General features: G+C 47.8%; 21 protein-coding genes and 1 tRNA gene. 9 read left to right on the plus strand and 13 right to left on the minus strand.

Translation table 11 applies throughout. The features are described 5' to 3' along the window. Positions 1-40: 40 nt before the first annotated feature. A tRNA-Trp gene (locus NE536_RS11170) sits at positions 41-117 on the minus strand. 368 nt (positions 118-485) lie between these two features. Between NE536_RS11170 and NE536_RS11175 the strand changes: the two genes are divergently transcribed. Continuing rightward, positions 486-824: a PBPRA1643 family SWIM/SEC-C metal-binding motif protein gene (locus NE536_RS11175; protein WP_012089999.1), complete on the plus strand. Its 339-nt coding sequence runs from the start codon at positions 486-488 to the stop codon at positions 822-824. A gap of 101 nt (positions 825-925) precedes the next feature. Here NE536_RS11175 and NE536_RS11180 read toward each other — a convergent pair whose 3' ends face one another. The 4 genes from NE536_RS11180 to NE536_RS11195 are packed head-to-tail and all read right to left on the minus strand — an operon-like array spanning position 926 to position 4,041. After that, positions 926-1,885, minus strand: a complete 960-nt coding sequence (locus NE536_RS11180) for a dihydrolipoyllysine-residue succinyltransferase component of 2-oxoglutarate dehydrogenase complex (RefSeq protein WP_261272722.1) — start codon at positions 1,883-1,885, stop codon at positions 926-928. Positions 1,886-1,933: 48 nt separating this feature from the next. Further along, positions 1,934-2,092 (minus strand): hypothetical protein, encoded by a 159-nt coding sequence (locus NE536_RS11185; protein ID WP_261272723.1) that lies wholly within the window; start codon positions 2,090-2,092, stop codon positions 1,934-1,936. Beyond that, a complete protein-coding gene (locus NE536_RS11190; protein WP_261272724.1) occupies positions 2,089-3,057 on the minus strand; it encodes a 3'-5' exonuclease in 969 nt (322 codons plus the stop codon). The genes NE536_RS11185 and NE536_RS11190 overlap by 4 nt, the downstream gene beginning before the upstream one ends. A 48-nt stretch (positions 3,058-3,105) precedes the next feature. Further along, positions 3,106-4,041 (minus strand): DUF808 domain-containing protein, encoded by a 936-nt coding sequence (locus NE536_RS11195; protein WP_006083893.1) that lies wholly within the window; start codon positions 4,039-4,041, stop codon positions 3,106-3,108. Between the two features lie 251 nt (positions 4,042-4,292). On the opposite strand from NE536_RS11195, the gene rpiA reads away from it, so the two are divergent. Continuing rightward, a complete protein-coding gene (gene rpiA, locus NE536_RS11200; protein WP_261272725.1) occupies positions 4,293-4,955 on the plus strand; it encodes a ribose-5-phosphate isomerase RpiA in 663 nt (220 codons plus the stop codon). Between the two features lie 237 nt (positions 4,956-5,192). On the opposite strand, the gene NE536_RS11205 is transcribed toward rpiA, so the two are convergent. After that, positions 5,193-6,383, minus strand: coding sequence for a class I SAM-dependent rRNA methyltransferase (locus tag NE536_RS11205; RefSeq protein ID WP_006082773.1), 1,191 nt, complete (start codon positions 6,381-6,383; stop codon positions 5,193-5,195). Between the two features lie 498 nt (positions 6,384-6,881). Here NE536_RS11205 and bufA2 point away from each other — a divergent pair, with 498 nt between their 5' ends. The 3 genes from bufA2 (at position 6,882) to NE536_RS11220 (ending at position 9,145) form a co-directional block, all read left to right on the plus strand. Continuing rightward, a complete protein-coding gene (gene bufA2 / locus NE536_RS11210; protein WP_006083895.1) occupies positions 6,882-7,334 on the plus strand; it encodes a BufA2 family periplasmic bufferin-type metallophore in 453 nt (150 codons plus the stop codon). A gap of 102 nt (positions 7,335-7,436) precedes the next feature. Beyond that, positions 7,437-8,336 carry an MNIO family bufferin maturase gene (gene bufB, locus NE536_RS11215; RefSeq protein ID WP_261272726.1) on the plus strand — a complete coding sequence of 300 codons (900 nt, stop codon included), beginning with the start codon at positions 7,437-7,439 and terminating at the stop codon, positions 8,334-8,336. Continuing rightward, the gene (locus NE536_RS11220; RefSeq protein ID WP_261272727.1) at positions 8,333-9,145 is read left to right on the plus strand and encodes an HvfC/BufC N-terminal domain-containing protein; all 813 of its coding nucleotides are present in this window, start codon (positions 8,333-8,335) and stop codon (positions 9,143-9,145) included. The genes bufB and NE536_RS11220 overlap by 4 nt, the downstream gene beginning before the upstream one ends. Before the next feature lie 112 nt (positions 9,146-9,257). On the opposite strand, the gene NE536_RS11225 is transcribed toward NE536_RS11220, so the two are convergent. Continuing rightward, positions 9,258-10,469 (minus strand): endonuclease/exonuclease/phosphatase family protein, encoded by a 1,212-nt coding sequence (locus tag NE536_RS11225; RefSeq protein ID WP_261272728.1) that lies wholly within the window; start codon positions 10,467-10,469, stop codon positions 9,258-9,260. A 779-nt stretch (positions 10,470-11,248) separates the two neighbouring features. Between NE536_RS11225 and NE536_RS11230 the strand changes: the two genes are divergently transcribed. From NE536_RS11230 to NE536_RS11245, 4 genes are all read left to right on the plus strand, one after another. Continuing rightward, positions 11,249-11,956: a hypothetical protein gene (locus tag NE536_RS11230; protein ID WP_261272729.1), complete on the plus strand. Its 708-nt coding sequence runs from the start codon at positions 11,249-11,251 to the stop codon at positions 11,954-11,956. Between the two features lie 19 nt (positions 11,957-11,975). After that, the gene (gene mgtE, locus NE536_RS11235; protein ID WP_259541056.1) at positions 11,976-13,349 is read left to right on the plus strand and encodes a magnesium transporter; all 1,374 of its coding nucleotides are present in this window, start codon (positions 11,976-11,978) and stop codon (positions 13,347-13,349) included. A gap of 304 nt (positions 13,350-13,653) precedes the next feature. Further along, a complete protein-coding gene (locus tag NE536_RS11240; RefSeq protein ID WP_261272730.1) occupies positions 13,654-14,742 on the plus strand; it encodes a methyl-accepting chemotaxis protein in 1,089 nt (362 codons plus the stop codon). Between the two features lie 210 nt (positions 14,743-14,952). Beyond that, positions 14,953-15,726 (plus strand): substrate-binding periplasmic protein, encoded by a 774-nt coding sequence (locus tag NE536_RS11245; protein ID WP_261272731.1) that lies wholly within the window; start codon positions 14,953-14,955, stop codon positions 15,724-15,726. 80 nt (positions 15,727-15,806) lie between these two features. Here the strand turns inward: NE536_RS11245 and NE536_RS11250 are convergent, their stop codons facing one another. From NE536_RS11250 to NE536_RS11275, 6 genes are all read right to left on the minus strand, one after another. Continuing rightward, positions 15,807-16,544 carry an RluA family pseudouridine synthase gene (locus NE536_RS11250; protein ID WP_261272732.1) on the minus strand — a complete coding sequence of 246 codons (738 nt, stop codon included), beginning with the start codon at positions 16,542-16,544 and terminating at the stop codon, positions 15,807-15,809. 208 nt (positions 16,545-16,752) lie between these two features. Continuing rightward, positions 16,753-19,977 (minus strand): carbamoyl-phosphate synthase large subunit, encoded by a 3,225-nt coding sequence (carB, locus tag NE536_RS11255; RefSeq protein WP_261272733.1) that lies wholly within the window; start codon positions 19,975-19,977, stop codon positions 16,753-16,755. A 27-nt stretch (positions 19,978-20,004) separates the two neighbouring features. Continuing rightward, positions 20,005-21,165, minus strand: a complete 1,161-nt coding sequence (gene carA, locus NE536_RS11260; RefSeq protein WP_261272734.1) for a glutamine-hydrolyzing carbamoyl-phosphate synthase small subunit — start codon at positions 21,163-21,165, stop codon at positions 20,005-20,007. A 168-nt stretch (positions 21,166-21,333) separates the two neighbouring features. Further along, on the minus strand, positions 21,334-22,146 hold the full coding sequence (dapB, locus tag NE536_RS11265; RefSeq protein ID WP_006082785.1) for a 4-hydroxy-tetrahydrodipicolinate reductase: 813 nt from the start codon (positions 22,144-22,146) through the stop codon (positions 21,334-21,336). Positions 22,147-22,217: 71 nt separating this feature from the next. Beyond that, complete coding sequence (gene bamJ / locus NE536_RS11270; protein WP_006083907.1) at positions 22,218-22,835, minus strand: BamJ family beta-barrel-assembly machinery protein; 618 nt, start codon at positions 22,833-22,835, stop codon at positions 22,218-22,220. A 217-nt stretch (positions 22,836-23,052) separates the two neighbouring features. Continuing rightward, on the minus strand, positions 23,053-23,862 hold the full coding sequence (locus NE536_RS11275; RefSeq protein ID WP_261272735.1) for a M48 family metallopeptidase: 810 nt from the start codon (positions 23,860-23,862) through the stop codon (positions 23,053-23,055). Positions 23,863-24,383 lie beyond the last annotated feature (521 nt).

The raw sequence follows: 24,383 nt of genomic DNA on the forward strand, positions 1-24,383 counted from the left end.
AAAACGGCTCGCATATTTCTATGCAAGCCGTTGTTTTATTTGGCAGGGGTGGCAGGACTCGAACCCGCAACCATCGGTTTTGGAGACCGCTGTTCTACCAATTGGAACTACACCCCTGTTGACGTGGGGCATTATGCTAAAAGCACTCTCAAAGGTAAAGTACTTTTTATGACAAAACTCATTAACTGAAGGTTTTTCAAACAAGTCAGACGATTACTGTTGAATTAATTACCACTGAGATTAAAAAGTCACCGCATATCGGGCACAATGTTTTAACGGATACATTATCTAGAGAATTAGCCGCCCTAATGTCCTAGCTAGAATCACTGCAGTAAATTCGACAGATATGGTTGTTTCGACAAGTTTTGGGCCGCTTAAGGGTAAAAGCCACGCATTTATCGAAAAAAGATCTGAGTTCGATTTATAAAATCGGCGTTTTATAGTATAAGCATCGTCAATTTCATACACTGCTCGACGGAACCAAGATGTCTGACAAATTTTTCTTCAAAGGTCGTAAAACGCCTAAGCCAAAGCATGAGAGCTTTGGCTACAACACTAAGCGTGCCGCTAAACCGGGTACAGAAGCCTTACCTCTGCAATTAATCGTTGCAGATGAAGCGCGTAAACTCGAAGTTGCTGCGATTGTTGCCGAACACCAACTGTTTGCTAATATCGAAGTCAATGCCGATGTGGCTGAAGATATCCTTGAGTTAGAAGGTTTATTGAATAAGCCTAAGACCACAACGTTCGAGAAAAAACCGAATCGTAACGAGCCTTGCGCTTGTGGTAGCGGTCAAAAATTCAAGAAGTGCTGCGGCAAGTAAGCGCTTTAATCAGCGAAAAATAGATAGGGACTTTTGCCGTGACGTTTTTGTACGTCGGGAATAGCCCCTTTTCTCTCCCCAATTCTAGTTTCTGCCCAAAGCTAATCTTCCAGCTTCGAGATAAAAATCCGCTGCAAATCGTTATTCCACAGCTGAATAATTTTGCGGGTCTTTTCTTTATTCCAAAAACATTTGCCAAATAAAATCAATCCCGCCCCTTCTAGATCGCGTTTATCTTCTATTTCAAATTGCGCCAATAATGGCTGTTTTATCCCATCGATAGGAATGCCGATATCTTTACTGTCAGCGGGATTAAGCCAGCTCATGGTCGGGTCTGTATGGGATATTGTGCCCCAATACATGTGGGGTTTGTTATCAAGCGGGTCGGCATCGGCAAAGTTGACGAACAGGTTCTTCGCCCGCCAACGGTATTTACGCTCAGTGTCTGTGTATACCCAGAGATCAGATTTTGCCAAATCTGTACCGCGCAATAAACTGTGCAGTAACTTTTCGAGCCCTTGGCTTGGCACCCGTTTCTCGGTTGTGCGCGCTGCAGTGTTAACTTGATAGTCTGTTTTCGACTCTTGCACTTGACCGTCCGCTGACGATGCAACAGGTACTGGTGACGACTCAGATATAGCAGATGACTCAGATATAGAAGACGACTTAGACGTTGGCGCAGTCTTACTTGCAGATGGCGCGGTTGACGCTTTGTTTGCGGGAGAATGGCGGCGAGGCTTACGACTGAAATCGATCATTAAGGCATCGGCGTCCACCAGCTGCTGATGCACTTCGATGGCATCTTGCTCCTCGCGAAATTTTTGCGCCGAGGGTTTAAATTCAATGCAATCGGCTTGGTGATAACGCGAGCCGAAACAGGCGGCTTTGCCATCCTTTGAAGCTTTACGAAAATACGCTTTACCGCCGCACGCAGGGCAAATTAACCATTGCCGCAAACGCTCGATATCGTCATCGGATAATTGTTGAAACTTAAAAACACTGTAAGTGGTTCTCGCTGTTAAATGATCCTCTGTTTCGAGTTCACAAATGGCATCTAACATAGCGTTCTCCTTTATTTTTACCTGTTGGCACTGATGATCACAAAATCACTATGCCCAGGCATTTACCCCAAGGGTGATCATCGCTAACAGGATCAACATGCCCAGCACGCGGTAAATCAAACCTAAAGTACTGGTGCCCTGCGAGCTCATATCCGAGTGTAATGGCCTGATGTCTTCCTTTGCGGCATCTTGGGTTTTGCGCGTCATTCAACATCCTTAAAATATTTCGCCAATGGCGCCGCTAGACTCAAGGGGATTAACGGCGCAGCTTTTGTGGCACTCGATGCATGATAAAAAGGCGTCAGCTGAGTGATTAACGCATTGAAACACATGAGTGCCACCAAGGCATCGGCGGCGGCATAATTGATTTGCGCGCCAGATAATGGCACATGCTGCCAATTCGATAGGGTGATTTTTTTCGGTTTATCGATACGAGTGCCGAGCAGAGTCGCCACTAACTGGCGCGTCCCCATTTCTTTCTCCGCCCCAAGTTGCGCCAGTGCCCAGTTTAAATCTAACTTTGAAGTGACATTTATGCCCCATTGACGCTTGAGGGCCTGCGCATCACTGCGTAAACCGACGCCGACTTTGAGTATATTTTCATCTTCTAATACGGTTTTTAACTGGGTGAATTGCTCACCTAAAATGGCATGTTGAAATAGATAACAAGCGTCTGCTGTCGCGATTTGGATAAGACTCAGGGGATGTTGTACACCGCGCTCAAAACTCGCACGGGTTTCAGTATCAAAACCTAAGACTGGCTCAGCCAGTAATCGCGCGACAACCGCATCAAACTCCGATGGTTGAACAACCTCAATGTGGATCTGTTGAAATTCAAAGGCAGCTAGTGCCGCCATGTCAGCATCATCGATACGAGTCGCTAAGGCAATCCGCTGCTGCAACCACAAATACGCCAACTGACGCTGCGCTTGCCGCTGAGTCTGAGTCTGAGTCTGAGTCTGAGTCTTCGCATTGGTGGGCGTGTCAGTCTCGGCCGCCACCTCACCTTCTAACGGCTCTCCCTCTAACACCTCGGTCGATGCATTGAGCTTATCGAGATAAGCAGTGCCCGCAGCATCCATTGCCGCAATCAAGCCGTTGGCATCTTTACCCAATTCTTTGCGTAACCAAGCCAACTTACTCGGGGAGATACAGTATTTCATTAACTTCATCGTCGCCCTTCCTTGTTGAGTTAATCCTCGATTTTCGATGCGCGCTCCTCACTCGCCACGCAGTTTTTGTATCCCTGTCATCACGGCGAGTGCGACTGCGCCAGCAACAACGCCAAATAGGCCGTTGAGCACACTTGGCGTCAGCACGGCCAGCACAGGTCCGACAAAACTCATCGCCGCGACGGCTTGCTCAGCATGCTGGATTTGCTCGCCAATCATGTGTAAGCCATGGGTTAAAATCCCGCCGCCCACCATAAACATGGCCGCTGTGCCGATAATGGTTAAACTTTTCATCAGCACAGGTGCGGCGCTCAATAAACCAAAACCCAGTTTGCGGTTCATTTGCGTTAATGCCGACTCGCCTTCACGCTGACTCAAGTACAAACCCGCATCGTCCATTTTCACAATCGCGGCCACTAAACCATACACACCTATGGTCATGATGATCCCGATAACGGATAAGGTGAAAAACTGCGTCGATAGGGATTTGTCCGCCACTATGCCTAAGGTAATCGCGATAATCTCCGCCGATAACACAAAGTCGGTGCGAATCGCGCCTTTGACCTTTTCAGCCTCGTAAGCGGCTAAATCTTTGATGTCTGGGAGTTCGCTTTCCTCCTGCGTTTCGCTGTGTGGCTGGCCTTTTCTGTGGCTATAGCTGTGGTGCAGCTTTTCGAACCCTTCGTAACATAAAAACAGTCCACCAAACATCAATAACGGCGTTACCGCCCAAGGAATAAAGGCGCTGATCAGCAGGGCTGCGGGCACTAAAATGCATTTATTACGAAACGATCCCTTAGCTACCGCCCAAACGACAGGTAATTCACGCTCGGCACTCACGCCAGTGACTTGCTGGGCATTGAGGGCTAAATCGTCCCCAAGTACACCCGCGGTTTTCTTTGCCGCCACTTTACTCATTACCGCTACGTCATCCAAAATCGATGCGATATCGTCAAGTAAGGTTAATAAACTTGCGCCAGCCATGCTAAATCCCTCTACAAATCATCTATAAACCATTCTACTTTTGCCATAGTAGCTTAGTTAGATTAGTGGCGTATAGCGAAATGCTTTCCAACATAACTGCTTCTGTTGCTTAGGTTATTGGGATCATTGACTCATGTCGACAAGCCTGCAATCTAGATCACACCTAAGGCTGAATTGCGCCACATTATTTATCGGAAAAGAGTATACTAAGCGCAGAATTTTTTACTCATTTGCCGTTACAGGATGTCAACATGACTCAAGATGAAATGAAAAAAGCTGCCGGTTGGGCCGCACTCAAGTACGTTGAAAGAGACAGTATTGTTGGTGTTGGTACTGGTTCGACTGTGAATCACTTTATTGATGCACTGGCGACCATGAAAGCTGATATCGAAGGCGCAGTCTCTAGTTCTGAGGCATCAACTCAGAAAATGAAAGCGCTGGGTATTCCCGTTTATGACTTAAACAGCGTCGATCGTTTGTCTGTCTATGTGGACGGTGCCGATGAAATCAACGACCGTATGGATATGATCAAAGGCGGCGGCGCGGCGTTAACTCGTGAGAAAATTGTCGCGGCTGTGGCTGAAAAGTTTATCTGTATCGTGGATAACACTAAGCAAGTCGACATCCTAGGTGAATTCCCACTGCCAGTTGAAGTCATCCCTATGGCGCGCTCTTATGTGGCACGTCAGTTAGTTAAGCTAGGCGGCGATCCTGTGTACCGTGAAGGCGTTGTGACCGATAACGGCAACGTGATCCTCGATGTGTACAATCTTAAGCTCCTTAATCCAAAAGAATTGGAAAGTCAGATCAATGAGATCGTCGGTGTCGTCACTAACGGTCTGTTCGCTAAACGCGGCGCAGATGTGTTGTTAGTCGGCACCCCTGATGGCGTAAAAACCTTTACCGCCGAATAAGTTAAGCGTTAATACTTACATCCCAGTCACACGGCTGCAGATGTAAAAACACGGTTAAAATACGCGACAAAAATGCCAGCCACTTTATTCAAGGGCTGGCATTTTTTATGGTTCAATTTTAGGGTTAAATGTTATCTGACTAAGCCATCTATTCTCTGACTAAGCCGCCTATTCCCTAACTAAACCCACATCGCAGGCAGCTTATATCAAGCGCTTGGCTTAAGCTCTTGCGACTATCTACCAAGCTCTTGCGACTAAGCCTTTTAAGTAGAATCCTTCTGGGAAGGCGCTACCGATTGGGTGATCGCTCGCTTGGCTTAAGCGTTCGATAAACTGGATTTCGCGTTTCGCGTCCAGCGCCGCATCGGCCACGATTTTTTGGAATAGATCCGCAGGCATTAATCCCGAGCAAGAGAAAGTCAATAACACCCCGCCCGGATTCAACAACTGCAATGCAATCATGTTGATGTCTTTATAACCACGGCATGCCCCGTTCAACTGCGCCTTGTTATCGGCAAACTTAGGCGGGTCGAGTACGATCACATCGAAGGTTTTGCCTTCATCACGGTATAGACGCAGCAACTTGAACACATCGGCTTCGTTGTAATGCACATTGTCATCACTCAAACCGTTCACTTGCATGTTCTGGCGCGCCGTCGCTAATGCTAAAGAAGACACATCGACGTTTTCTATGCTGGCCGCGCCTGCTTTCGCGGCGTACAAACCAAAGGTGCCTGTGTAGCAGAAACAGTTCAATACCGATTTATCTTTCACGAAACGGGCGGCAATAGCGCGGTTATCACGTTGATCGAGATAAAAACCTGTTTTATGGCCTTTAATCACATCGACAGCGATCTTGATGCCGTTTTCTTCGATAATCACCGGCATTTCAGGCAGCGTGCCGTGCAGTAAACCGGTAACTGGCAGCAGGCCTTCTTTCTTGCGGGAATCCACATCGGAACGTTCATAGATAGCACAATCAGGATATTGCTCAGCCAATAACTCAACTAAGGTATCGCGCCATAAATCAGCCCCCGTGCTCAGTAACTGACACACCAACACATTGGCATATCTGTCGATGGTGATCCCAGGTAAACCATCGGACTCAGCAGCCACTAATCGATAACCCGTTAAGCCTTGCTCGCGGATTAAATCGTTACGACCAATTTGCGCCCGCTGTAAACGTCTGGCAAAAAACTCGCGATCAATTTCTTCTTCGCGATCGAAAGTCCAAATCCGCACTTGGATTTGCGACTCAGGCGACCAAGCACCACGACCTAACCAATGACCATCATGAGCGACCACATCGACCGTCTCACCCGCTTCAGGTTTTCCCTTAATGTTATGAATAGCATTGGAAAATACCCAAGGATGGCGACGCTCGAGTGACTTCTCGCGGCCGGGTTTAAGTTTGATTCTGATAGCCATAGTTGCCTTTAAAAATAGTGCCGCCACTAAAAAAGGGCTGCAGTCTAAAAAATGGGAAACGGATGATATACCCAATGTCACCTAAGTGCGAGTACCGAACACGCCGAAGCGCTTATTTACCATCATCCACGGGTTGCCGATCATACCTTATTTACGTCGTAAAACCTGTGTAAGAAACGCCATTTTTTTCCATAAATAGGGCGATTTCCCGACTCTCTCGATCGCGCAGGTCTCGATTTTCACAACATCATTTTAACTTAAATTGAAAGATATTGGTCTAAGTGCGGGTCTCATTAACGCAACAGGAAAAAGCACTGCGCATTCGAAAGGCTCGTTTAGCCAGCGCACAAGATATTCAAACGAATCGCTCGATAACAACTAGGCTTACTCCTGTGTTTATTAGTCATTGCTTTATAAGTCGTCGATATACAGCAGTCGTTATCAAAGCAACCAAATCAAGATTACTCATTAGCAGTCACACTCAAAAGGATTAGAACCATGAATAAGAAAACACAAACTGCACTGACGGGCGCCGCATTAGCGATGGCAATGGCAAGCATGGCGGGTTATGCCAATGCCGCCGAACCTATGGCTGGCGCCGACAGTACCGATCTCGTACATTGTTATGGCGTGAATGCCTGTAAAGGCCATAACGATTGCAAAACCGCCGATAACGCCTGTGCCGGACATGCCAGCTGCAAAGGCAGTGGTTTTGTAGCTATGCCATCAAAAAGCTGTGGTGATGTCGGCGGTAAAGTCGCAGATGACTGGGTGGGTAAAATTGCTAACGCCGAACTCGTTCACTGCTATGGCGTTAACACCTGCAAAGGCCATAACGATTGTAAAACTGCCGACAATGCCTGTGCGGGCCACGCCAGCTGTAAAGGCAGTGGTTTTGTCGCAGCACCGGCAAAATCCTGCGGTGATATCGGCGGCAAAGCAGGCGCTTAAACGCCAATATGCTGATTAAAAATCGTGACCAGTTTGTGCTGGTCACGTTTATCGCCCTGTTTACCACACATTCAGCAGAAGACTTAAGGATAAGGAGTCAATGTGGCGCAAGATGTCATCACGCAAGCACCGTTAGGTTTTGGCTTAGGTCTTAGGACACAACATTTTGATGCCGTGCTCAATACTGAGCCCGATATCGATTGGTTTGAAGTGCTCTCGGAAAACTACATGGTTGCTGGCGGCAAACCCCGCTATTACCTCAAGGAAATTGGCGAGCGTTATCCCCTGGTGATGCACGGTGTTTCTCTGTCGATTGGCAGTACCGACCCGCTCAATATGGATTACCTTAAAGCCTTAAAGCAGCTCGTCAACGATGTGCAGCCCCAATGGATTTCCGATCATATCTGCTGGACCTCAATTCACGGGGTGAACAGCCATGATCTCCTGCCACTGCCCTATACCGAAGAAACCGTTAAGCATGTGGCGCAGCGGATTAAAACCGTCCAAGACTTTTTAGGTCGCCGCATTTTGATGGAAAACGTTTCTAGCTATTTGTCCTATCAAGATTCCAGCATGGACGAATGGGAATTCGTTAATGCCGTTGCTGAGGCAGCAGACTGTTTAATCTTGTTAGACATCAATAATATTTACGTTAGTGCCCGCAATCACAATTTCAACCCGTTGGACTACTTGAATAAAATCAATCCCAAACGGGTGCAGCAATTTCACCTCGCCGGACACAGCGACTATGGCGACTATGTGATAGACACGCACGACCATGATGTACCGAGCAGCGTGTGGGACCTCTACTGTGCAGCACTGAAACGTTTTGGCGGCATCAGCACTATGATAGAGCGCGACGCCAATATCCCCGAGTTTTCCGCCCTCGAAGCCGAACTCACAATTGCAAGAAATATCGCCCGCGATACCTTAGGTGAGGTACATCCACTCAACGCCGCCAAAAGTAGGAAGAACATGCATGAAGGAAAGGTTATCGCATGAGCCAACTTCAGCAGCTACAACACGCATTTATGAATTATCTGCTGGCGAGTGCTGCGGTTGATACACCGCCCACACTTGAGCAAACCACGCAAACCTTCAAAGATAAGATTGCTGAGCAAGGCGGCATTAATGCCGATATTCGGATGCAGATTTATGCCAATGCCTATCGCATTCGTTTAACCGAAACCCTCGAAACCGACCACGAAATGCTGGGCATCTATCTGGGTGATGAACTCTTTGAACGTATGGCCAAAGGTTATATTGCCAGTCAGCCATCGGCGTTTACTTCACTGCGCAGTTTTGCCGATGCCCTGCCCGACTACTTAACCCAAGATGCGTTTTTCAGTCAGTATCCGATCATTGCCGATATTGCTCGCTTCGAGCGGAGTTTATTGAATGCCTTCGATGCTTTTGATACCGAGCGTGCCACTTTTGCCCGCCTGCAAGCACTGCCAGCCGAGCAATGGCCGGGTTGCCAACTGCGTTTTCACCCCAGCGTTCAGCTATTCCAATGCAACAGTAATGCGGTTGAGACTTGGCAAGCATTAAAACAGCAAGAATCACCGCCCAGTCCCGATTATCAAGGCAAACGAGCTTGGTTACTTTGGCGCGGCGAAAGCCGATTAACTGAGTTTATTTCCCTGTCAGAATATCAACTCGCCCTGCTGCTGGGATTTATTGGCGGTGCCACCTTTGCTGAACAATGCGAAATGATGTTGGCATTTTTTAGTGACGCGCAGGCGCCGATGCAAGTGCTGCAGGCACTGCAAGCTTGGTTTCAAATGGGGCTTATCCGCGACATCGCCTGATGCACAAATCGGTTTGAGGGATTGAGTGTTAGCCAGATTTAAAGTGAATTAACTTGAGTCAGTTTAAGTTGTTTTATTTGGCTTGATTTAGCGAGCTCAACTGAATGAGTAATTAACTCCGCAGCGCCAACTCAACAATCACTGGCGCATGATCTGTACTGTAGGCATCGCGCTCATATTCGGGTCTGACTAAGTGCCTGTCGCAGGTTTGATAATCCACCACTTGAGCCAAACTGCGGCCATGGCTCGCATCGAACTCGCTCGAAAGCAAAATATAATCCAGAACAGAACCTTTGGGGCCATAGTAATGGGTCGCCGCTCTGTGTTCCCTATGGTAAGCGGTATTACCCGTCAAACTGTCCCTCAAGTTCGCTTCAATAAATAACTCATAGGCATCCTTAAGCTGATATTGAGCAAACACCGCCGCTAACGCCGCATCCGATAAATGCCCAAGGCCAGCGGCTTTAATATCATTACTGTGAAGGCTCTCGCCCTGTATCGTTAGCGCATCTAAAGCGCCCATCGTCAGGCTGTCATTAAAGTCTCCCATCACTATGACGGGATGTTTAGATGCTTGCCTGCGTACTAATATGCCATTGAATAATAACGCAGCTTCCGCGCCGCGCTGCATGGTTGATGCCCAGCGACCCAAAGCTTGCTCGGTGAGTAATTGGGTTTCTGAATGCAGTTTCATGCTCGCTGCGGGTGCCAAGTTATCTAAAGCAAGTGGCTGATGTTCAAATCGCTTAGGTTCAATTAGCTTAGGCTCGAGCGCTAATCCAGCGCGTTTTGATTTAAAGTGCACCACATAAAAATCACACTTACCAATGTGCGGCACCTCAATGGTTGCGCGCAGCACCTTACGGCTAAAGGTAAATTCACTCGATAATCCCATCGCCGCCACTAAGCGCGCATCAGGTTCGACACTGCTGATTTTCACTATGGGATAACGGGAGGCAAGCGCGACCACAGGGCTGCGATAAATGTAATCACTGATAAGAGTTGGCGCATCAATGACAGCAAAATGCACTAGCCCTTGCTCGCTGGCGATTCGTTTGAGCGGTTCAGGACTAAACACTTCTTGAAATCCGACAATATCGGGCTGACGATGGGCGAGAAACTCACTCAGCCATTGGCACTTTTTCTGCCACTGGCCATGGCTATAGATATTTTCAAAGTCGTAGTAAGCCAAAGGCGGCTCTATAAAGTTAAACAGATTGATACTGGCTATCTTGATATTGGCGACTCTCATCTGGGCGATATCATTATGCTCAACAGCCACAGCTATGGAGTCCAACTCATCAACATCGATATTGTGTGCCACAGCTTAATACCTCCAAATCTGAATACGGCGACCAGTCTTGACCTGTCTGAACCTGTCTGAATGATCACTTTGACTCACAGGTACAGACACAACAAGGGTATACCCGATGCGCATCAATGCCAAATAATCCATTTGAGATAAGGTGTTAGCCAAACTTAATCGACGCATCAATATCCGATCCCGAGACATCAATACCCAATGCCCAATATCCGATAATAAAGATTAGACACCTCATAGAGACATCATTACAGCCAACGCCCATAAAACAAACAAATCAACAACAAGCCGCTGTACATAAATTCATCAAGCAGCCCAATAACCATACACAGACCTAAGCAGCATCATAATGTTAACATTTAATTAAAATCTAAATTTAAACAAAAACATAGGTAACGACTTGTGCGGTTGACTTTAACTTTTGGCCCATTAGAATGATGGCGACTTTTAATCATTGCGGAGACCCACTGTGGGCACACACATAAGCGACAGTAGATGCCCTGTCCAAAAGACAGGATTTAACGCCTAGCACTAGCCCGCAATATTTTGCTGCTACCTGCTAAGCAGGGTAGTAGTGTGAACCATTCTTCACTCCGCCTCCCCCAAAATATCAATCACAAACCATAAAGCCTGAGCCTATGGCTGCGCTTTTCGCAATTCCAGCATATTCGCTGGGGTTCAGTTATGTGTATTTTTTGCATCTCAAAGCAAGTTTTTGCCTCAGTACCCTCCGTTTACCCGATGGATTAACACCTAAGGGTTTACACCTGAGGAGCCTTAACATGGCTTACATAAACAACGCAGCAATTTTGCGGTCTTTATCCTGTGCAAGTTTCAGCTTGTACTACAGCATGAGTGCGGCAGCATCCCATCTCGAAGTGGATGATCCCGCCCTCGCAGAACACTGCGAATTAGAACTCGGCTGGCAACAACCTAGGTCGGATCATGCTCGCCCACAATTTAACACAACCACGACTTGTAGCCGCAATCAATGGGAATGGCATTTAGGATTAGCGTCCAATGCCAATGACGCTATTCGTGAGGAGCAAGCTGAAGTCGGTATCAAGCTACCGCTCAACTTAAGCTCTTACTCAGATTCAGATCGGCAACAGGATGATTGGCACAGCGCAGTGGTGATCAACTTGCAGAAAAACCTCGATAACGGCAACGGATTTGCCACCGAAGCCTTTGGCATTATTGGCAAAACCTTAGGCGATTCCGATGTCAGCCTGTATGCCAACTTAGGTTTCACCCATGAGTTTAATGAATCGACCCAATTACTTGCGGGCATCGCGGCGGCCTATGAACTCAGTAGTCACCATCGCGTGATAGCCGAGCTTTATCAAAAAGAGTTGAGTGAGGCGGCCTATCAGTTCGCCTATCAACACACGCCGCAACGGCAGCTACAGCTGGAATTGAGCTTAGGCAATGCCCTTCGTGGCAACGCGCTGCAACTTGGCGCAGACATCACCTTTTACTTTGGTCACTAGATCGTTGAGAGAATGAACTATGAACATGAATAACAGCACAAACAACACTAAAAAAATCATCCATAACCTGCAAATGATTATCGAGCAACGCAGTGCCAGCGCCATGGCTGAATTAGCCGAAAAGCGCCACCCTGCCGATATTGCAGCGGTATTTAACGTCTTTAATCAAGAGCAACAAGTCCTATTGTTGCAACTGGCCTCACCTAAGGTTTGCGCCAATTTGTTTCGCTACCTGACCGACGAATTGCAGGCGAGCTTAGTTCAGCAGCTAAACAAAACCACGCTTTCTGCGCTGCTAGTGCACATGGCGGCCGATGAACGTGCCGACCTTTACAATCTGCTCGATGAAACCCAGCAAGCGGCCATTTTACCTGCGCTCGCATTGGCCAAACGGGAAGATATGCGCACCCTCGCCGCCTATGATAAAGCCAAGGTTGGCGCTGTCATGACATCGGATTACACATTACTGAATAGCCGCCATACTGCGGCAGAAGCCATCGATACCCTACGCACTGAGGCCGCCGATAAGGAAACCATTTATCAAACCTATGTGGTGGACATGTTAGGTCGCTTGATTGGTACTGTGTCTTTAAGACAGCTATTGCTGGCGCAGCCGCACGAGCGAGTGGTCGATTTTATGAAGCCCGACCCCGTCGCGCTCGATGCCAATGCGTTTCGCGAAGAAGCGGTGCAGATGATCGCCCATTACGACTTGATGGCGCTGCCTGTAGTCAATGGTAAAGGCCAGCTTGTCGGTATCGTCACCTATGATGATGCTATGGATATTGCCAGCTCACAGGCGGATCTTGAGTTCACGAAAACCGCGGCCATCGGCAATATTGACCATAACCTCAAGACCGCCAGCATAGGCTTACTCTACCGCAAGCGCGTGGTTTGGCTGGTGATTTTGGTCTTTGGTAATATCTTCTCAGGGGCAGGAATCGCCTTCTTCGAAGACACGATTGCCAGTTATGTTTCCTTGGTCTTCTTCCTGCCGCTACTGATCGATAGCGGCGGTAATGCGGGATCACAATCGGCGACCTTAATGGTACGCGGGTTAGCCACGGGAGAAGTGGTACTCAAGGACTGGCTATCTATGTTAGGGCGTGAGTTATTTGTCGCCGGATTATTAGGTGCCAGCATGGCAGCGGCAGTGTCCTTGCTAGGATTTTGGCGTGGCGGGCCTGAAATCGCGCTGGTTGTCGCGCTCACTATGCAAATTGTGGTGATTATTGGCAGCTTGATTGGTATGTCTCTGCCCTTCTTACTGAGCAAATTGAAGATGGATCCTGCGGCGGCGAGTGCGCCACTCATCACCTCCATCGCCGATATCATAGGCGTGCTGGTTTATTTCAGCATTGCAACTATGGTGCTCGACTTACCCATGCCATAGGCATGCAATAAAGCCTTCATAGCGCTAATCAATAGCGATAAAACTTCGAAGTGAACCAGCTGACTTGACCCAGTTTTCAATGTTAGCTTGGTTCACTTTTCATTCAAAAAATAGGGTTAATTTGCGCCAACGCATTAAAGCGACAAAAAACCTAAAAAAATTAAGAATAAAGCGCAAGGATCAGTTAATATTTCAACACCAAAATGGTTTTACTTTTTATTAACATTGCAGTATTTACCGCAGAGCCCAGTCACTGTAAATCGATAAGCAATAGCCATAGTCCTTGCGACGTTAGAGGTTTTTTATGTGGTTTAATTCCCAGCTCAAAGCTGAAAATAAGGCGCTTAAAGAGCGACTCATCCAATTAGAACAACAACGCCAAAATGAAATCGATGAACTACGTAGCATGATCCGTGAAAATGAGACTATGCAGCAGCAATCACGGCAAAATGCGGATCACTACACTGAGGTCATTGCCTGCCAAAACCAAGGTGGAGACATGCTCAATGCGGTGCGCGAAGGCTTAGCCAACAGCGCCGAATTACTTACCGCTGAACAAGATTCACTGTCAGAGCTCGATAAGATTTTTGATCAAACCCGCATCGCCGTGGCAAGTTTAGGCACTAGGGCGACTTATATTAATGAGCAAGCGTCGAGCAGCATGAAAGCCGTTACTGAGCTAGATGCGACGACCTCTTCAATCAACCAGTTTGTTGCCGCAATTCAAGGTATCTCAGAACAGACGAACTTGCTGGCATTGAATGCCGCCATTGAAGCCGCCCGCGCAGGTGAAGCAGGACGCGGTTTTGCAGTAGTTGCCGATGAAGTGCGCCAACTTGCCAGTAAAGCCCACGAAGCCAGTAGCCACATTGAAAAACTCGTGAAACAAATCGTCATTCAAGCAGCTGAAATTAAAGAAATTGTCCATAACAATCAAAGCAGCGCTATCGATGTTGCCAGCTCTTCTACCCAAATCGGCCAAGTGGTTGAAGATGTACTGCATCGCTCAAAGCAAATGCAGCAGGTTATCCATAACGCTGCTACCGCGTCATTCTTAAATACCACTAAGCTCGACCACGCGGTCTGGAAAAGCAGCGTTTATCAATTAATTGAAAAACCACAGCATAATCACAGTGTAAACTCGCACACTGAGTGCCGTCTCGGACAATGGTATTTCAAAGGGTTTGGGGCTGAGAATTATCAGCATTTGAGTAACTTCAAAGCCTTAGATGCACCGCATAAAGCGGTGCACGAAGCGGGTAAAGCCGCACTCAATGCCAGACAAAAAGGTAATTTACCTGAGATGGTCAAACAACTGCACTCAATGGAAGATGCCAGTATGCGCGTTGTGCACTGTATTGATAATCTGATGCGTGACGTCTATCGCGCCTGATGTTTTCTAACAGGCTGCAGTCGCATTGATAAAACCTACCTAAGAGCGCCATACTCGCGCTCTTTTTTTATCGTTCAAAACGGTATATTAAATTTACTCTTAGAAAATGAACCCCTAGCTATACTTGATTTGAACACAGCGTTCATCTTTAATCGTTTCAAGAGCAAGCAGTGAGACTCAATTATAACATTCTAATTTTTAGGGTTATTAATGAAATTAGTCACAAACTTTTTGCTATCACTTATCTTCTGCGGCGCTTTTCCCCTGCGCGCACAGCCGCTAAACATCTATACAGAAGAATGGTCACCGATCAGTTTCTCTATCGATGGCAAACCTGCTGGTTTAGCGGTACAAGTCGTAGAAGAAATTCAAAAACGCATCAAGAACCCAGATCCAATTAAAGTCGTACCTTGGGCTCGCGGCTGGAAAATGCTGACCGAGCAGCCCAATACTGTGTTGTTCACTATGACGCGCACCGCAGAAAGGGAACAGATGTTTACTATGATAGGACCCGTTGCTGTCGGTACGACCAATTTTTATGCCTTAAAAAATAGCGGTATAAAAATTACCTCAATAGAAGATGCTAAAACGGCGAAGGCGATTGGTGTCTATCGTGCCTCAGTGGAAGAGCGCTTGCTTACCGAACACGGCTTTACCAATGTCGCCGCCTCATCAACGCCCTTGTTGAGTGCGAAACAATTGATGAAGCACCGCATCGACCTTTGGTGTAATGCCAATCTCACCGCGCCAAGTATTTTGTCGGATGCTGGCGCGAGTATTGATGATGTAGAGTCCCTCTTCACGATTAGCGCTAATCATCTCTACATTGCCTTCTCACAAGGCACGCCCAATGAGGTGATCGAGCAGTGGAAAAGCGCCCTAGAAGCGATAAAAGCGGATGGCACCTTCGCAACGATTTACCATACTTGGCTCCCCAACGATGCGCCGCCAATGCAGACCGAACGTATCGGACTTGGCAACTAAATCGATTGTTCTACGTTTTAAGTGCTAAGTTTTGATTTCTAAGTGCTAAGCGCAAAACTCTATCACTCTTTAGCAAGCTCTTAGAAAGGACACTCGCAAATCCAGTCGATACGCTCACCCGTGATCGGATGATCAAACGCTAAGCGGGTCGCATGCAGCATTAATCTGCTGTTACTCAACACCTTAGTAATGTCAGACTCAAGTGCAGCAGCCTTATCAGCCACACTCTCACCCACGCCACCATAGAGATCGCACCCCAGAATCGAGTGACCAAATTGCTGGCTGTGGATCCGCAGTTGATGGGTTCGGCCAGAGACAGGGGTAAATTCGACCCGCGTGGCAAAAGGGGCGGTTAACCGCTCAAGCACCCGATATTCGCTGATCGCAGGTTTACCTGTACTGTGGCAAATCTTTTGTAGTGGGAAATGGTCACTATCTTTAGCGATCGGCAGATTAATCACCCCGCTGTCAGCGGCAATATGTCCGTGCAGCAAGGCTGTATAACGCTTCTCGACCGTGCGTGCCTGAAACTGCTTGGTCAGCAAGCCATTCACGCTTTTATTCAGCGCCACCAGCATGATGCCCGAAGTGCCAAAATCGAGTCTGTGCAGCAAAGTGGCCGTCGGAAAATCCTGCACTAAGCGATAATGCACTGAATCGAGATTGAGCGGATTCTTCCCCGACAGACTCAATAATCCGCTCGGCTTATCAATCAGCAGAATGTCGCTATCTTGATAAAGCACGCGTATTTGCCCGAGGCAAGGCGGCGCAATAAAAGTATCGACTTTGGCAAGGCTATCGGCGGCAGGAGCAGACATAGTTTTCAGGCAACCTAAGTAGGAAATCAAATGAGTTAAGTCATACTCAAAACAAACGGCACAACTCAATAAAACAGGCTAAATAAAATAAACCCAATAATTCGATAAAACAGACTAATTAACTTAGAAAAACAGACACGGGCCTAAATAATAAGGCCGCATAACCTAAGTTATGCGGCCCTCTAATTCACGGCATTAACGCTGTGGCTTATTTAGCCAGTACGCGCAGATGCAGTTCTTGTACTGAAGTCACGTTAGTACGATCATCAGCGGCATGGGCCATACACGTGGCGAATGCAGCATTCATGGTCGTGGTGTAGTTAACTTTGTAACGCAGTGCACCGCGGCGCAATTGACGAGAATCTTCAATCGCTTGGCGACCTTCGGTAGTGTTCACGATATAAGTGTATTCACCATTCTTGATGCGATCGAGAATGTGTGGACGACCTTCGTGTACCTTGTTCACTAGACGTGGGTTGATACCCGCTTCGCCAAGGATAATCGCAGTACCGTGAGTGGCATCGATTTGGTAACCGAGCTCGATTAACTTAGCCGCTAAATCGGCAACGCGTTTCTTATCGCTGTTACGCACAGACAATAATGCACGACCCGACTTAGGCACTTCAGAAGTGGCACCTAACTGCGCCTTGGCATAGGCTTCGGCGAACGTATCGCCCACGCCCATGACTTCACCGGTAGAGCGCATTTCTGGGCCTAACAGTGGGTCAACACCCGGGAACTTGTTAAAGGGCAACACCACTTCTTTCACTGAGTAGAAAGGTGGGATCACTTCTTTAGTGAAGTTTTGCGACGTTAAGCTTTGACCCGCCATCACGCGCGCGGCAATCTTAGCCAAAGGCACACCGGTCGCTTTAGACACAAATGGCACAGTACGGGCAGCACGTGGGTTAACTTCAATCATATAGATTTCGTTATCTTTCACGGCGAACTGTACGTTCATCAAGCCAACAACACCGAGTTCCATCGCCAACTTACCGACTTGAACGCGCATGCGATCTTGGATCTCTTGGCTTAGCGTGTATGGCGGCAGCGAACAGCCTGAGTCACCTGAGTGAACACCCGCTTGTTCGATATGCTCCATAATCGCGCCAATCACCACGATTTCACCGTCGCATACTGCGTCGATATCCACTTCAATCGCATCATCTAAGAAGCGATCGAGTAATACTGGCGACGCGTTCGATACACTCACGGCTTCATTGAAGTAACGCAGCAAATCTTGCTTGTCGTAGACGATTTCCATCGCGCGGCCGCCCAGTACATAGGATGGACGCACAACTAACGGATAACCGATACGCTCAGCGGCAATCACAGCACCTTCAACCGTAGTCACGGTATCGTTTTCAGGCTGCTTCATCTCTAAGCGTTGAATCGCTTGCTGGAAACGCTCACGGTCTTCGGCGCGGTCGATTGCATCTGGGCTAGTACCAATTACAGGCACGCCAGCGGCTTCTAAGGCACGGGCCAATTTCAATGGCGTTTGACCACCGTACTGCACGATAACGCCTTTTGGCTTCTCGATACGGACGATTTCTAATACGTCTTCCAGTGTGACTGGTTCGAAGTACAGACGGTCTGAAGTGTCGTAGTCGGTTGAAACGGTTTCAGGGTTACAGTTCACCATGATGGTTTCATAACCGTCTTCACGTAGCGCTAACGCCGCGTGCACACAGCAATAATCGAACTCGATACCTTGACCGATACGGTTTGGCCCGCCACCTAACACCATGATTTTGTCACGGGTCGATGGGTTAGCTTCACATTCTTCTTCGTATGTTGAGTACATGTAAGCTGTGTCTGTTGCAAACTCAGCCGCACAGGTATCCACACGTTTGTAGACAGGGTGCAGGTCAAACTTGTCACGCAGCTTACGCACTTCGGCTTCGTTCACGCCTAATACATCGGCCAGACGCGCATCAGCAAAACCTTTACGTTTCAGTTTGCGCAGTAAGTCATGATCCAGACCAGCCAGCCCAACTTCAGCAACCACACCTTCAAGCTTGATCAGCTCTTCGATTTGTACGAGGAACCAAGGGTCGATATTGGTCAGCTTAAAGATTTCATCTAAGCTCAGCCCCGCACGCATCGCATCGGCTATGTACCAAATACGGTCGCAACCTGGCTCTTTAAGCTCAAGGCGAATACGTTGCATTGCCTCAGGTTTTGCCATATCTGTGATAGGGTCCAAACCGTTACGGTTAACTTCTAAACCACGTAAGGCTTTTTGCAGTGACTCTTGGAAAGTACGGCCAATCGCCATCACTTCACCCACAGATTTCATCTGTGTGGTTAAGCGATCATTGGCGCCAGCAAACTTTTCAAAGTTAAAGCGTGGCACTTTAGTCACAACGTAATCGATAGCAGGCTCGAATGACGCTGGCGTGCGACCGCCAGTGATGTCGTTCATCAGCTCATCAAGGGTAAAACCGACCGCTAACTTAGCGGCGATTTTCGCAATAGGGAAACCCGTTGCCTTTGATGCCAATGCTGAAGAGCGCGATACACGTGGGTTCATCTCGATGATAACCATACGGCCATCTTTCGGGTTGATACCAAACTGTACGTTCGAACCGCCTGTCTCAACACCAATCTCACGCAGTACGGCCATAGAGGCGTTACGCATGATTTGGTATTCTTTGTCTGTCAGGGTTTGTGCTGGCGCAACTGTGATAGAGTCGCCAGTGTGTACACCCATAGGATCGAAGTTTTCGATGGCGCAGACGATAATGCAGTTATCGTTGCGGTCACGTACCACTTCCATCTCGTATTCTTTCCAACCGATCAGTGATTCGTCGATCAGCAGTTCACTCGTTGGCGATAATTCTAAGCCCTGTGAACAGATCTCTTCGAACTCTTCCTTGTTGTAGGCGATACCGCCGCCCGAGCCACCCATAGTAAAAGATGGACGGATAATACAAGGGAAACCCACTTGATCGAGTACGCCGTAAGCTTCTTCCATGTTGTGGGCAATACCCGCACGTGGACAGTCAAGACCGATACTTTTCATCGCTTTATCAAAGCGGCTACGATCTTCAGCTTTATCGATGGCATCGGCGGTCGCGCCAATCATCTCGACGTTAAATTCTTTCAGTACGCCTTTAGCTTCGAGTTCTAATGCGCAGTTCAGTGCGGTTTGGCCGCCCATGGTTGGCAGAATCGCATCTGGGCGTTCTTTAGCAATAATGTTACGGACCACTTCCCAGTGAATCGGCTCGATATAAGTGGCATCGGCCATTTCTGGGTCAGTCATAATGGTGGCAGGGTTAGAGTTCACCAGAATGACACGGTAGCCTTCTTCACGCAGCGCTTTACACGCCTGTGCGCCAGAATAGTCAAATTCACATGCCTGACCAATCACGATTGGGCCGGCGCCTAGGATAAGAATACTCTTTATATCTGTACGTTTTGGCATTGCTTCTCTCTTCTCCTAGCTAGCGTACTACTTGGCGTTCTGACGGTATTGTTCAATAAGCTCGATAAAGTGATCGAACAGAGGTGCGGCATCGTTCGGGCCCGGGCTCGCTTCAGGGTGACCTTGGAAGCTAAACGCAGGTTTGTCCGTAAGATGGATACCTTGCAGTGAACCATCAAACAGCGACTTATGCGTCACCTTAATGTTGGCGGGTAGCGTGGTTTCATCGGCAGCAAAACCGTGGTTTTGGCTGGTGATCATCACGTTACCTTTCTCGATGTTGCTCACTGGGTGGTTTGCACCATGGTGACCAAACTTCATCTTTAAGGTTTTTGCACCTGAGGCCAGAGCCAACAACTGATGACCTAAACAGATACCGAAAATCGGTGTGTCGGTTTTCAGGATCTGTTGAATCGCTTCAATTGCGTAATCGCATGGTTCTGGATCGCCAGGGCCGTTCGAAAGGAACACACCATCGGGATTCATCGCCAGCACGTCGGCGGCAGAGGTTTTAGCTGGCACAACAGTGACGTCGCAACCGCGGTCCACTAACATACGCAGAATGTTTTGCTTAACGCCGTAGTCGTAGGCTACTACTTTGTATTTAAGCTCATTTTCTGGCGTATCTGCAGGTAAACCGCCCACTAAACGCCAGCTACCTTTGCGCCATGGATAGGCCGCTTTAGTTGTGACTTCTTTAGCGAGATCCATGCCTTTTAAACCGGGGAAGGCTTTGGCAGCGGCGAGCGCTTTTGCTTCGTCTAAATCTGCACCTGCCATAATACAACCGGCTTGTGCACCTTTTTCACGGAGAATACGAGTTAACTTGCGGGTATCGATATCTGCTATGCCAACGACATTGTTCGCTTTGAGATAATCACTTAAGCTTTGTTGATTGCGGAAACTACTTGCGATGAGCGGAAGATCACGAATGATAAGACCACAAGCGTGAACCCCATCGGATTCAACATCTTCATCATTGGTACCAGTGTTGCCTATGTGTGGGTAGGTTAATGTTACAATCTGGCGTGAGTAGGATGGATCAGTTAAAATTTCTTGGTAACCTGTCATGGAAGTGTTAAAAACAACTTCACCAACAGAGAGACCATCGGCACCAATTGCTGTGCCAGAGAATACAGTTCCATCTTCGAGTACGAGTAAGGCAGACTTTGTCAACGCGACCTCCATAAAGAGCCAAGCCACTGAAATATAATGTTTTTATGTTATGTTAAGATACCAATTTCCGCTAATTTACGAAATTTTGACAAATTCCAGCGAGTTTACAGGAAAAACGCGAAACCGTCCACCCATTGGTATCTGGGTGCAAAAAAAAACGCCATATCGGCGTTTTTAATATTAATGCAAACCTAAAACCTGCTGCATATCATACAAGCCCGGTTTTTGCTCCACTAGCCAGTGGGCGGCGCGCATAGCGCCGTTAGCAAAGGTCATACGACTCGAGGCTTTATGGGTGATCTCTAAACGCTCACCGATATCGGCAAACATGGCCGTATGTTCACCGACTAAGTCACCGGCACGAATAGTCGCAAAACCTATGGTTTCACGATCGCGTTCACCCGTGATCCCCTCGCGGCCATACACGGCACATTTCTCTAGATCGCGACCTAAGGTCTTAGCAATCACTTCACCCATTTTCAGGGCTGTCCCCGACGGCGCATCTTTTTTGTGTCTGTGGTGACCTTCGATAATTTCGATATCCGTGTAATCACCCATGACTTCGGCAGCCAGTTCGAGCAATTTCCACATCAGGTTGACACCCACAGACATATTCGGCGCCATCACTACCGGCGTTTGCTCGGCAAAGGCATTGATCTGTTCTTTTTGAGCATGATTGAAACCGGTTGTGCCAATCACCATGGCTTTCTTATGGCGCACACACCAATCTAAATGGACAATACTGGCGTCTGGCGCAGTGAAATCAATCAAGACATCAAAATCATCGGTCGCGTAATCCAGCGAATCCATGATCATGACCTTTAATTTACCCACACCAGCTAGCTCACCCGCATCCACGCCCACTAAACTAGAGCCAGCGCGCTCAATAGCGGCACCCAGCAATATATGGTCGTGATTGTAAGCCGCTTCAATAAGAGTGCGTCCCATACGACCACCGGCACCGACGATTGCCACTCTCACTTGTCCACTCATTTCAATCTCCTCAATCTTTCTTTGTCTTCCATAAGAAAACGCCTAAGACAGGCTTAGGCGTTTTATCAATATTAGATGATATCTAATAATTCAACTTCGAATACCAAAGTTGAATAAGGAGGAATCGATGCCCCCGCGCCACGCTCACCGTAAGCTAGGTGATGTGGAACAAATAATTTCAACTTAGTGCCTACTGGCATCAGTTGCAGTGCTTCAGTCCAGCCAGCGATAACACCAGATACTGGGAACTCAGCTGGTTGGCCACGAACTACAGAGCTATCGAACACATCACCATTGATGAAAGAACCATGGTAGTGAGTACGCACTGTATCTTCGTAAGTTGGAGTAGCACCGTCACCTTGGACTAATACTTCGAACTGCAGACCAGAGTCAGTCACAGTCACGCCATCACGCTTAGCATTTTCAGCTAAGAACGCATCGCCTTCAGCAGACGCAGCTGCAGCAGCTTGCTCTTGAGCAGCTTGAATACGACCGCTGATTTCAGTGAAAGCAACTTGCAGATCTTGCATAGACACAGCACTTTCTAAACCGGCAAACGCATCGGCTAAACCCGCTTGAACGGCTGGAATATCCACACCATCAAAAGAATTGGCGGCCAGTTGCTCACCCATTTGACGGCCTACACCGTAGCTTGCTTGCTGTTCAACAGTACTGAATTTATCAGACATAATTAACGACTCTCAATTTATCAGTGGAATTTTGCGCGCCAGTTTACCATAGTTCCGCGACCTATGCTGATAAACTGACTGCTTATTTAACTAAGGCGGCTTTTTTACACACTTATTGCGTATTTATCCAAAAGCGTAAATAGGCTAAGGACGCATATCGGCCAGAAAACAACCGCTAACACTCAGCTAAGTGGCACTTCGCTATGCAGCGTGTAGCTTATTTCGGCGCCACACATTGATTCTTCACTTGGGTTTTAGCACTGGCATAGAGTGGCTGCATCTGCCCTTGCAGTTGTTGCAACTGAGCGATACGGTTACTGTTCGAAGGATGGGTCGATAATAATTCTGGCCCCTGACTGCCGCCCACCTTCGACATGTTCTGCCATAAGGTCACACTTTGCGCCGGATCGAAACCGGCTCGCGCCATCAGCTCTAAGCCCATCACATCGGCTTCGCTCTCTTGAGCGCGGCCAAAAGGCAGAATGACCCCAACCTGAGCACCGAGTCCTAACGCCGACATATATAAGTTGCGATTCGACACGCCACTCGCCCCCAACGCCGCATCGGCTATTTGCATACCGACGCCCGTTAACTGTCCGCGAGAAACCTGCTCGTTACCATGTTGCGCCAACACGTGCGCCACTTCGTGACCGAGCACAGTGGCAAGCTGATCAGGACCATTGGCGACCTTCAGTAAGCCGCTATAGACACCAATGTGGCCGCCCGGCAGTGCAAAGGCGTTAACTTGTTCAGAGTCAAACAAGACGACATCCCAGCGCTGGGTTTGATCCGGTAGCACTGCTGTTACCCGATTAGCGACACAATTCACGTATTGCGTCAGCTTTTTATCGCTACTCACCTTTTGCTGCTTTTTCATCTCTTCAAAAGAAGCATCACCCATCTGCTGCATCTGCGCCGCTGAAAAGAGCAAAGTCTGCCCCCGCCCAGTTGGCGATTGCGTGGTTGCGCAGGCCGATAATCCGAGCACGACCGCCAAACCCACTAAGCCTAAACGCATTGATTTCATCTGGCACTCCTTAAATCCCATGACGGGCGTGAAGATCCTTGAGCCAAACTGGCTCAACTAATGAAGAGATTTTACTGAGATAGACAAGATAAGCCAAATGGGATTGGGCATTCTGCTTGGCTTCATACTCTACACCAAGTACAAAACCCGCAGGTCAATGGCTCATATATGGCTCATGCAAAAGTCGGACTTTAACGTTCTAAAAAGTTACAGCTAGATTTTTAAGCCTGCATTAGATTAGTTTAGCTATCTGTCTTTATTGAATAAACTCTTTACCATCATGTATTTCATCGTAATCGCGAACCTATGTATAACTATTCTGTTAGTCGTTCGATTTAAAAATTTTGCTAACATCCAGCGTCACGTTGAAAAGTATTACCCAGAAGAATGGCATAAAGCTTCGGCGAATCCGATGAAAACCCGGCTCAGAACAGCCAGAAGCGCCTACATTCACGAGTCACTACAACATGGCTTTCTCTCTACACAAGATGATCCAAGGCTTACTCAATTTACCCAAAATG

Origin of the sequence: Shewanella septentrionalis, from assembly GCF_025370265.1 — a bacterium.
Lineage (GTDB): Bacteria > Pseudomonadota > Gammaproteobacteria > Enterobacterales > Shewanellaceae > Shewanella > Shewanella hafniensis.

Bases quoted from the DNA above. Each gene is read 5' to 3' on its own strand.
- NE536_RS11175 (WP_012089999.1), top strand. From the start codon at position 486: ATGTCTGACAAATTTTTCTTCAAAGGTCGTAAAACGCCTAAGCCAAAG.
- NE536_RS11180 (WP_261272722.1), bottom strand. From the start codon at position 1,885: ATGTTAGATGCCATTTGTGAACTCGAAACAGAGGATCATTTAACAGCG.
- NE536_RS11185 (WP_261272723.1), bottom strand. From the start codon at position 2,092: ATGACGCGCAAAACCCAAGATGCCGCAAAGGAAGACATCAGGCCATTA.
- NE536_RS11190 (WP_261272724.1), bottom strand. From the start codon at position 3,057: ATGAAGTTAATGAAATACTGTATCTCCCCGAGTAAGTTGGCTTGGTTA.
- NE536_RS11195 (WP_006083893.1), bottom strand. From the start codon at position 4,041: ATGGCTGGCGCAAGTTTATTAACCTTACTTGACGATATCGCATCGATT.
- rpiA (WP_261272725.1), top strand. From the start codon at position 4,293: ATGACTCAAGATGAAATGAAAAAAGCTGCCGGTTGGGCCGCACTCAAG.
- NE536_RS11205 (WP_006082773.1), bottom strand. From the start codon at position 6,383: ATGGCTATCAGAATCAAACTTAAACCCGGCCGCGAGAAGTCACTCGAG.
- bufA2 (WP_006083895.1), top strand. From the start codon at position 6,882: ATGAATAAGAAAACACAAACTGCACTGACGGGCGCCGCATTAGCGATG.
- NE536_RS11220 (WP_261272727.1), top strand. From the start codon at position 8,333: ATGAGCCAACTTCAGCAGCTACAACACGCATTTATGAATTATCTGCTG.
- NE536_RS11230 (WP_261272729.1), top strand. From the start codon at position 11,249: ATGGCTTACATAAACAACGCAGCAATTTTGCGGTCTTTATCCTGTGCA.
- mgtE (WP_259541056.1), top strand. From the start codon at position 11,976: ATGAACATGAATAACAGCACAAACAACACTAAAAAAATCATCCATAAC.
- NE536_RS11240 (WP_261272730.1), top strand. From the start codon at position 13,654: ATGTGGTTTAATTCCCAGCTCAAAGCTGAAAATAAGGCGCTTAAAGAG.
- NE536_RS11245 (WP_261272731.1), top strand. From the start codon at position 14,953: ATGAAATTAGTCACAAACTTTTTGCTATCACTTATCTTCTGCGGCGCT.
- NE536_RS11250 (WP_261272732.1), bottom strand. From the start codon at position 16,544: ATGTCTGCTCCTGCCGCCGATAGCCTTGCCAAAGTCGATACTTTTATT.
- carB (WP_261272733.1), bottom strand. From the start codon at position 19,977: ATGCCAAAACGTACAGATATAAAGAGTATTCTTATCCTAGGCGCCGGC.
- carA (WP_261272734.1), bottom strand. From the start codon at position 21,165: ATGGAGGTCGCGTTGACAAAGTCTGCCTTACTCGTACTCGAAGATGGA.
- dapB (WP_006082785.1), bottom strand. From the start codon at position 22,146: ATGAGTGGACAAGTGAGAGTGGCAATCGTCGGTGCCGGTGGTCGTATG.
- bamJ (WP_006083907.1), bottom strand. From the start codon at position 22,835: ATGTCTGATAAATTCAGTACTGTTGAACAGCAAGCAAGCTACGGTGTA.
- NE536_RS11275 (WP_261272735.1), bottom strand. From the start codon at position 23,862: ATGAAATCAATGCGTTTAGGCTTAGTGGGTTTGGCGGTCGTGCTCGGA.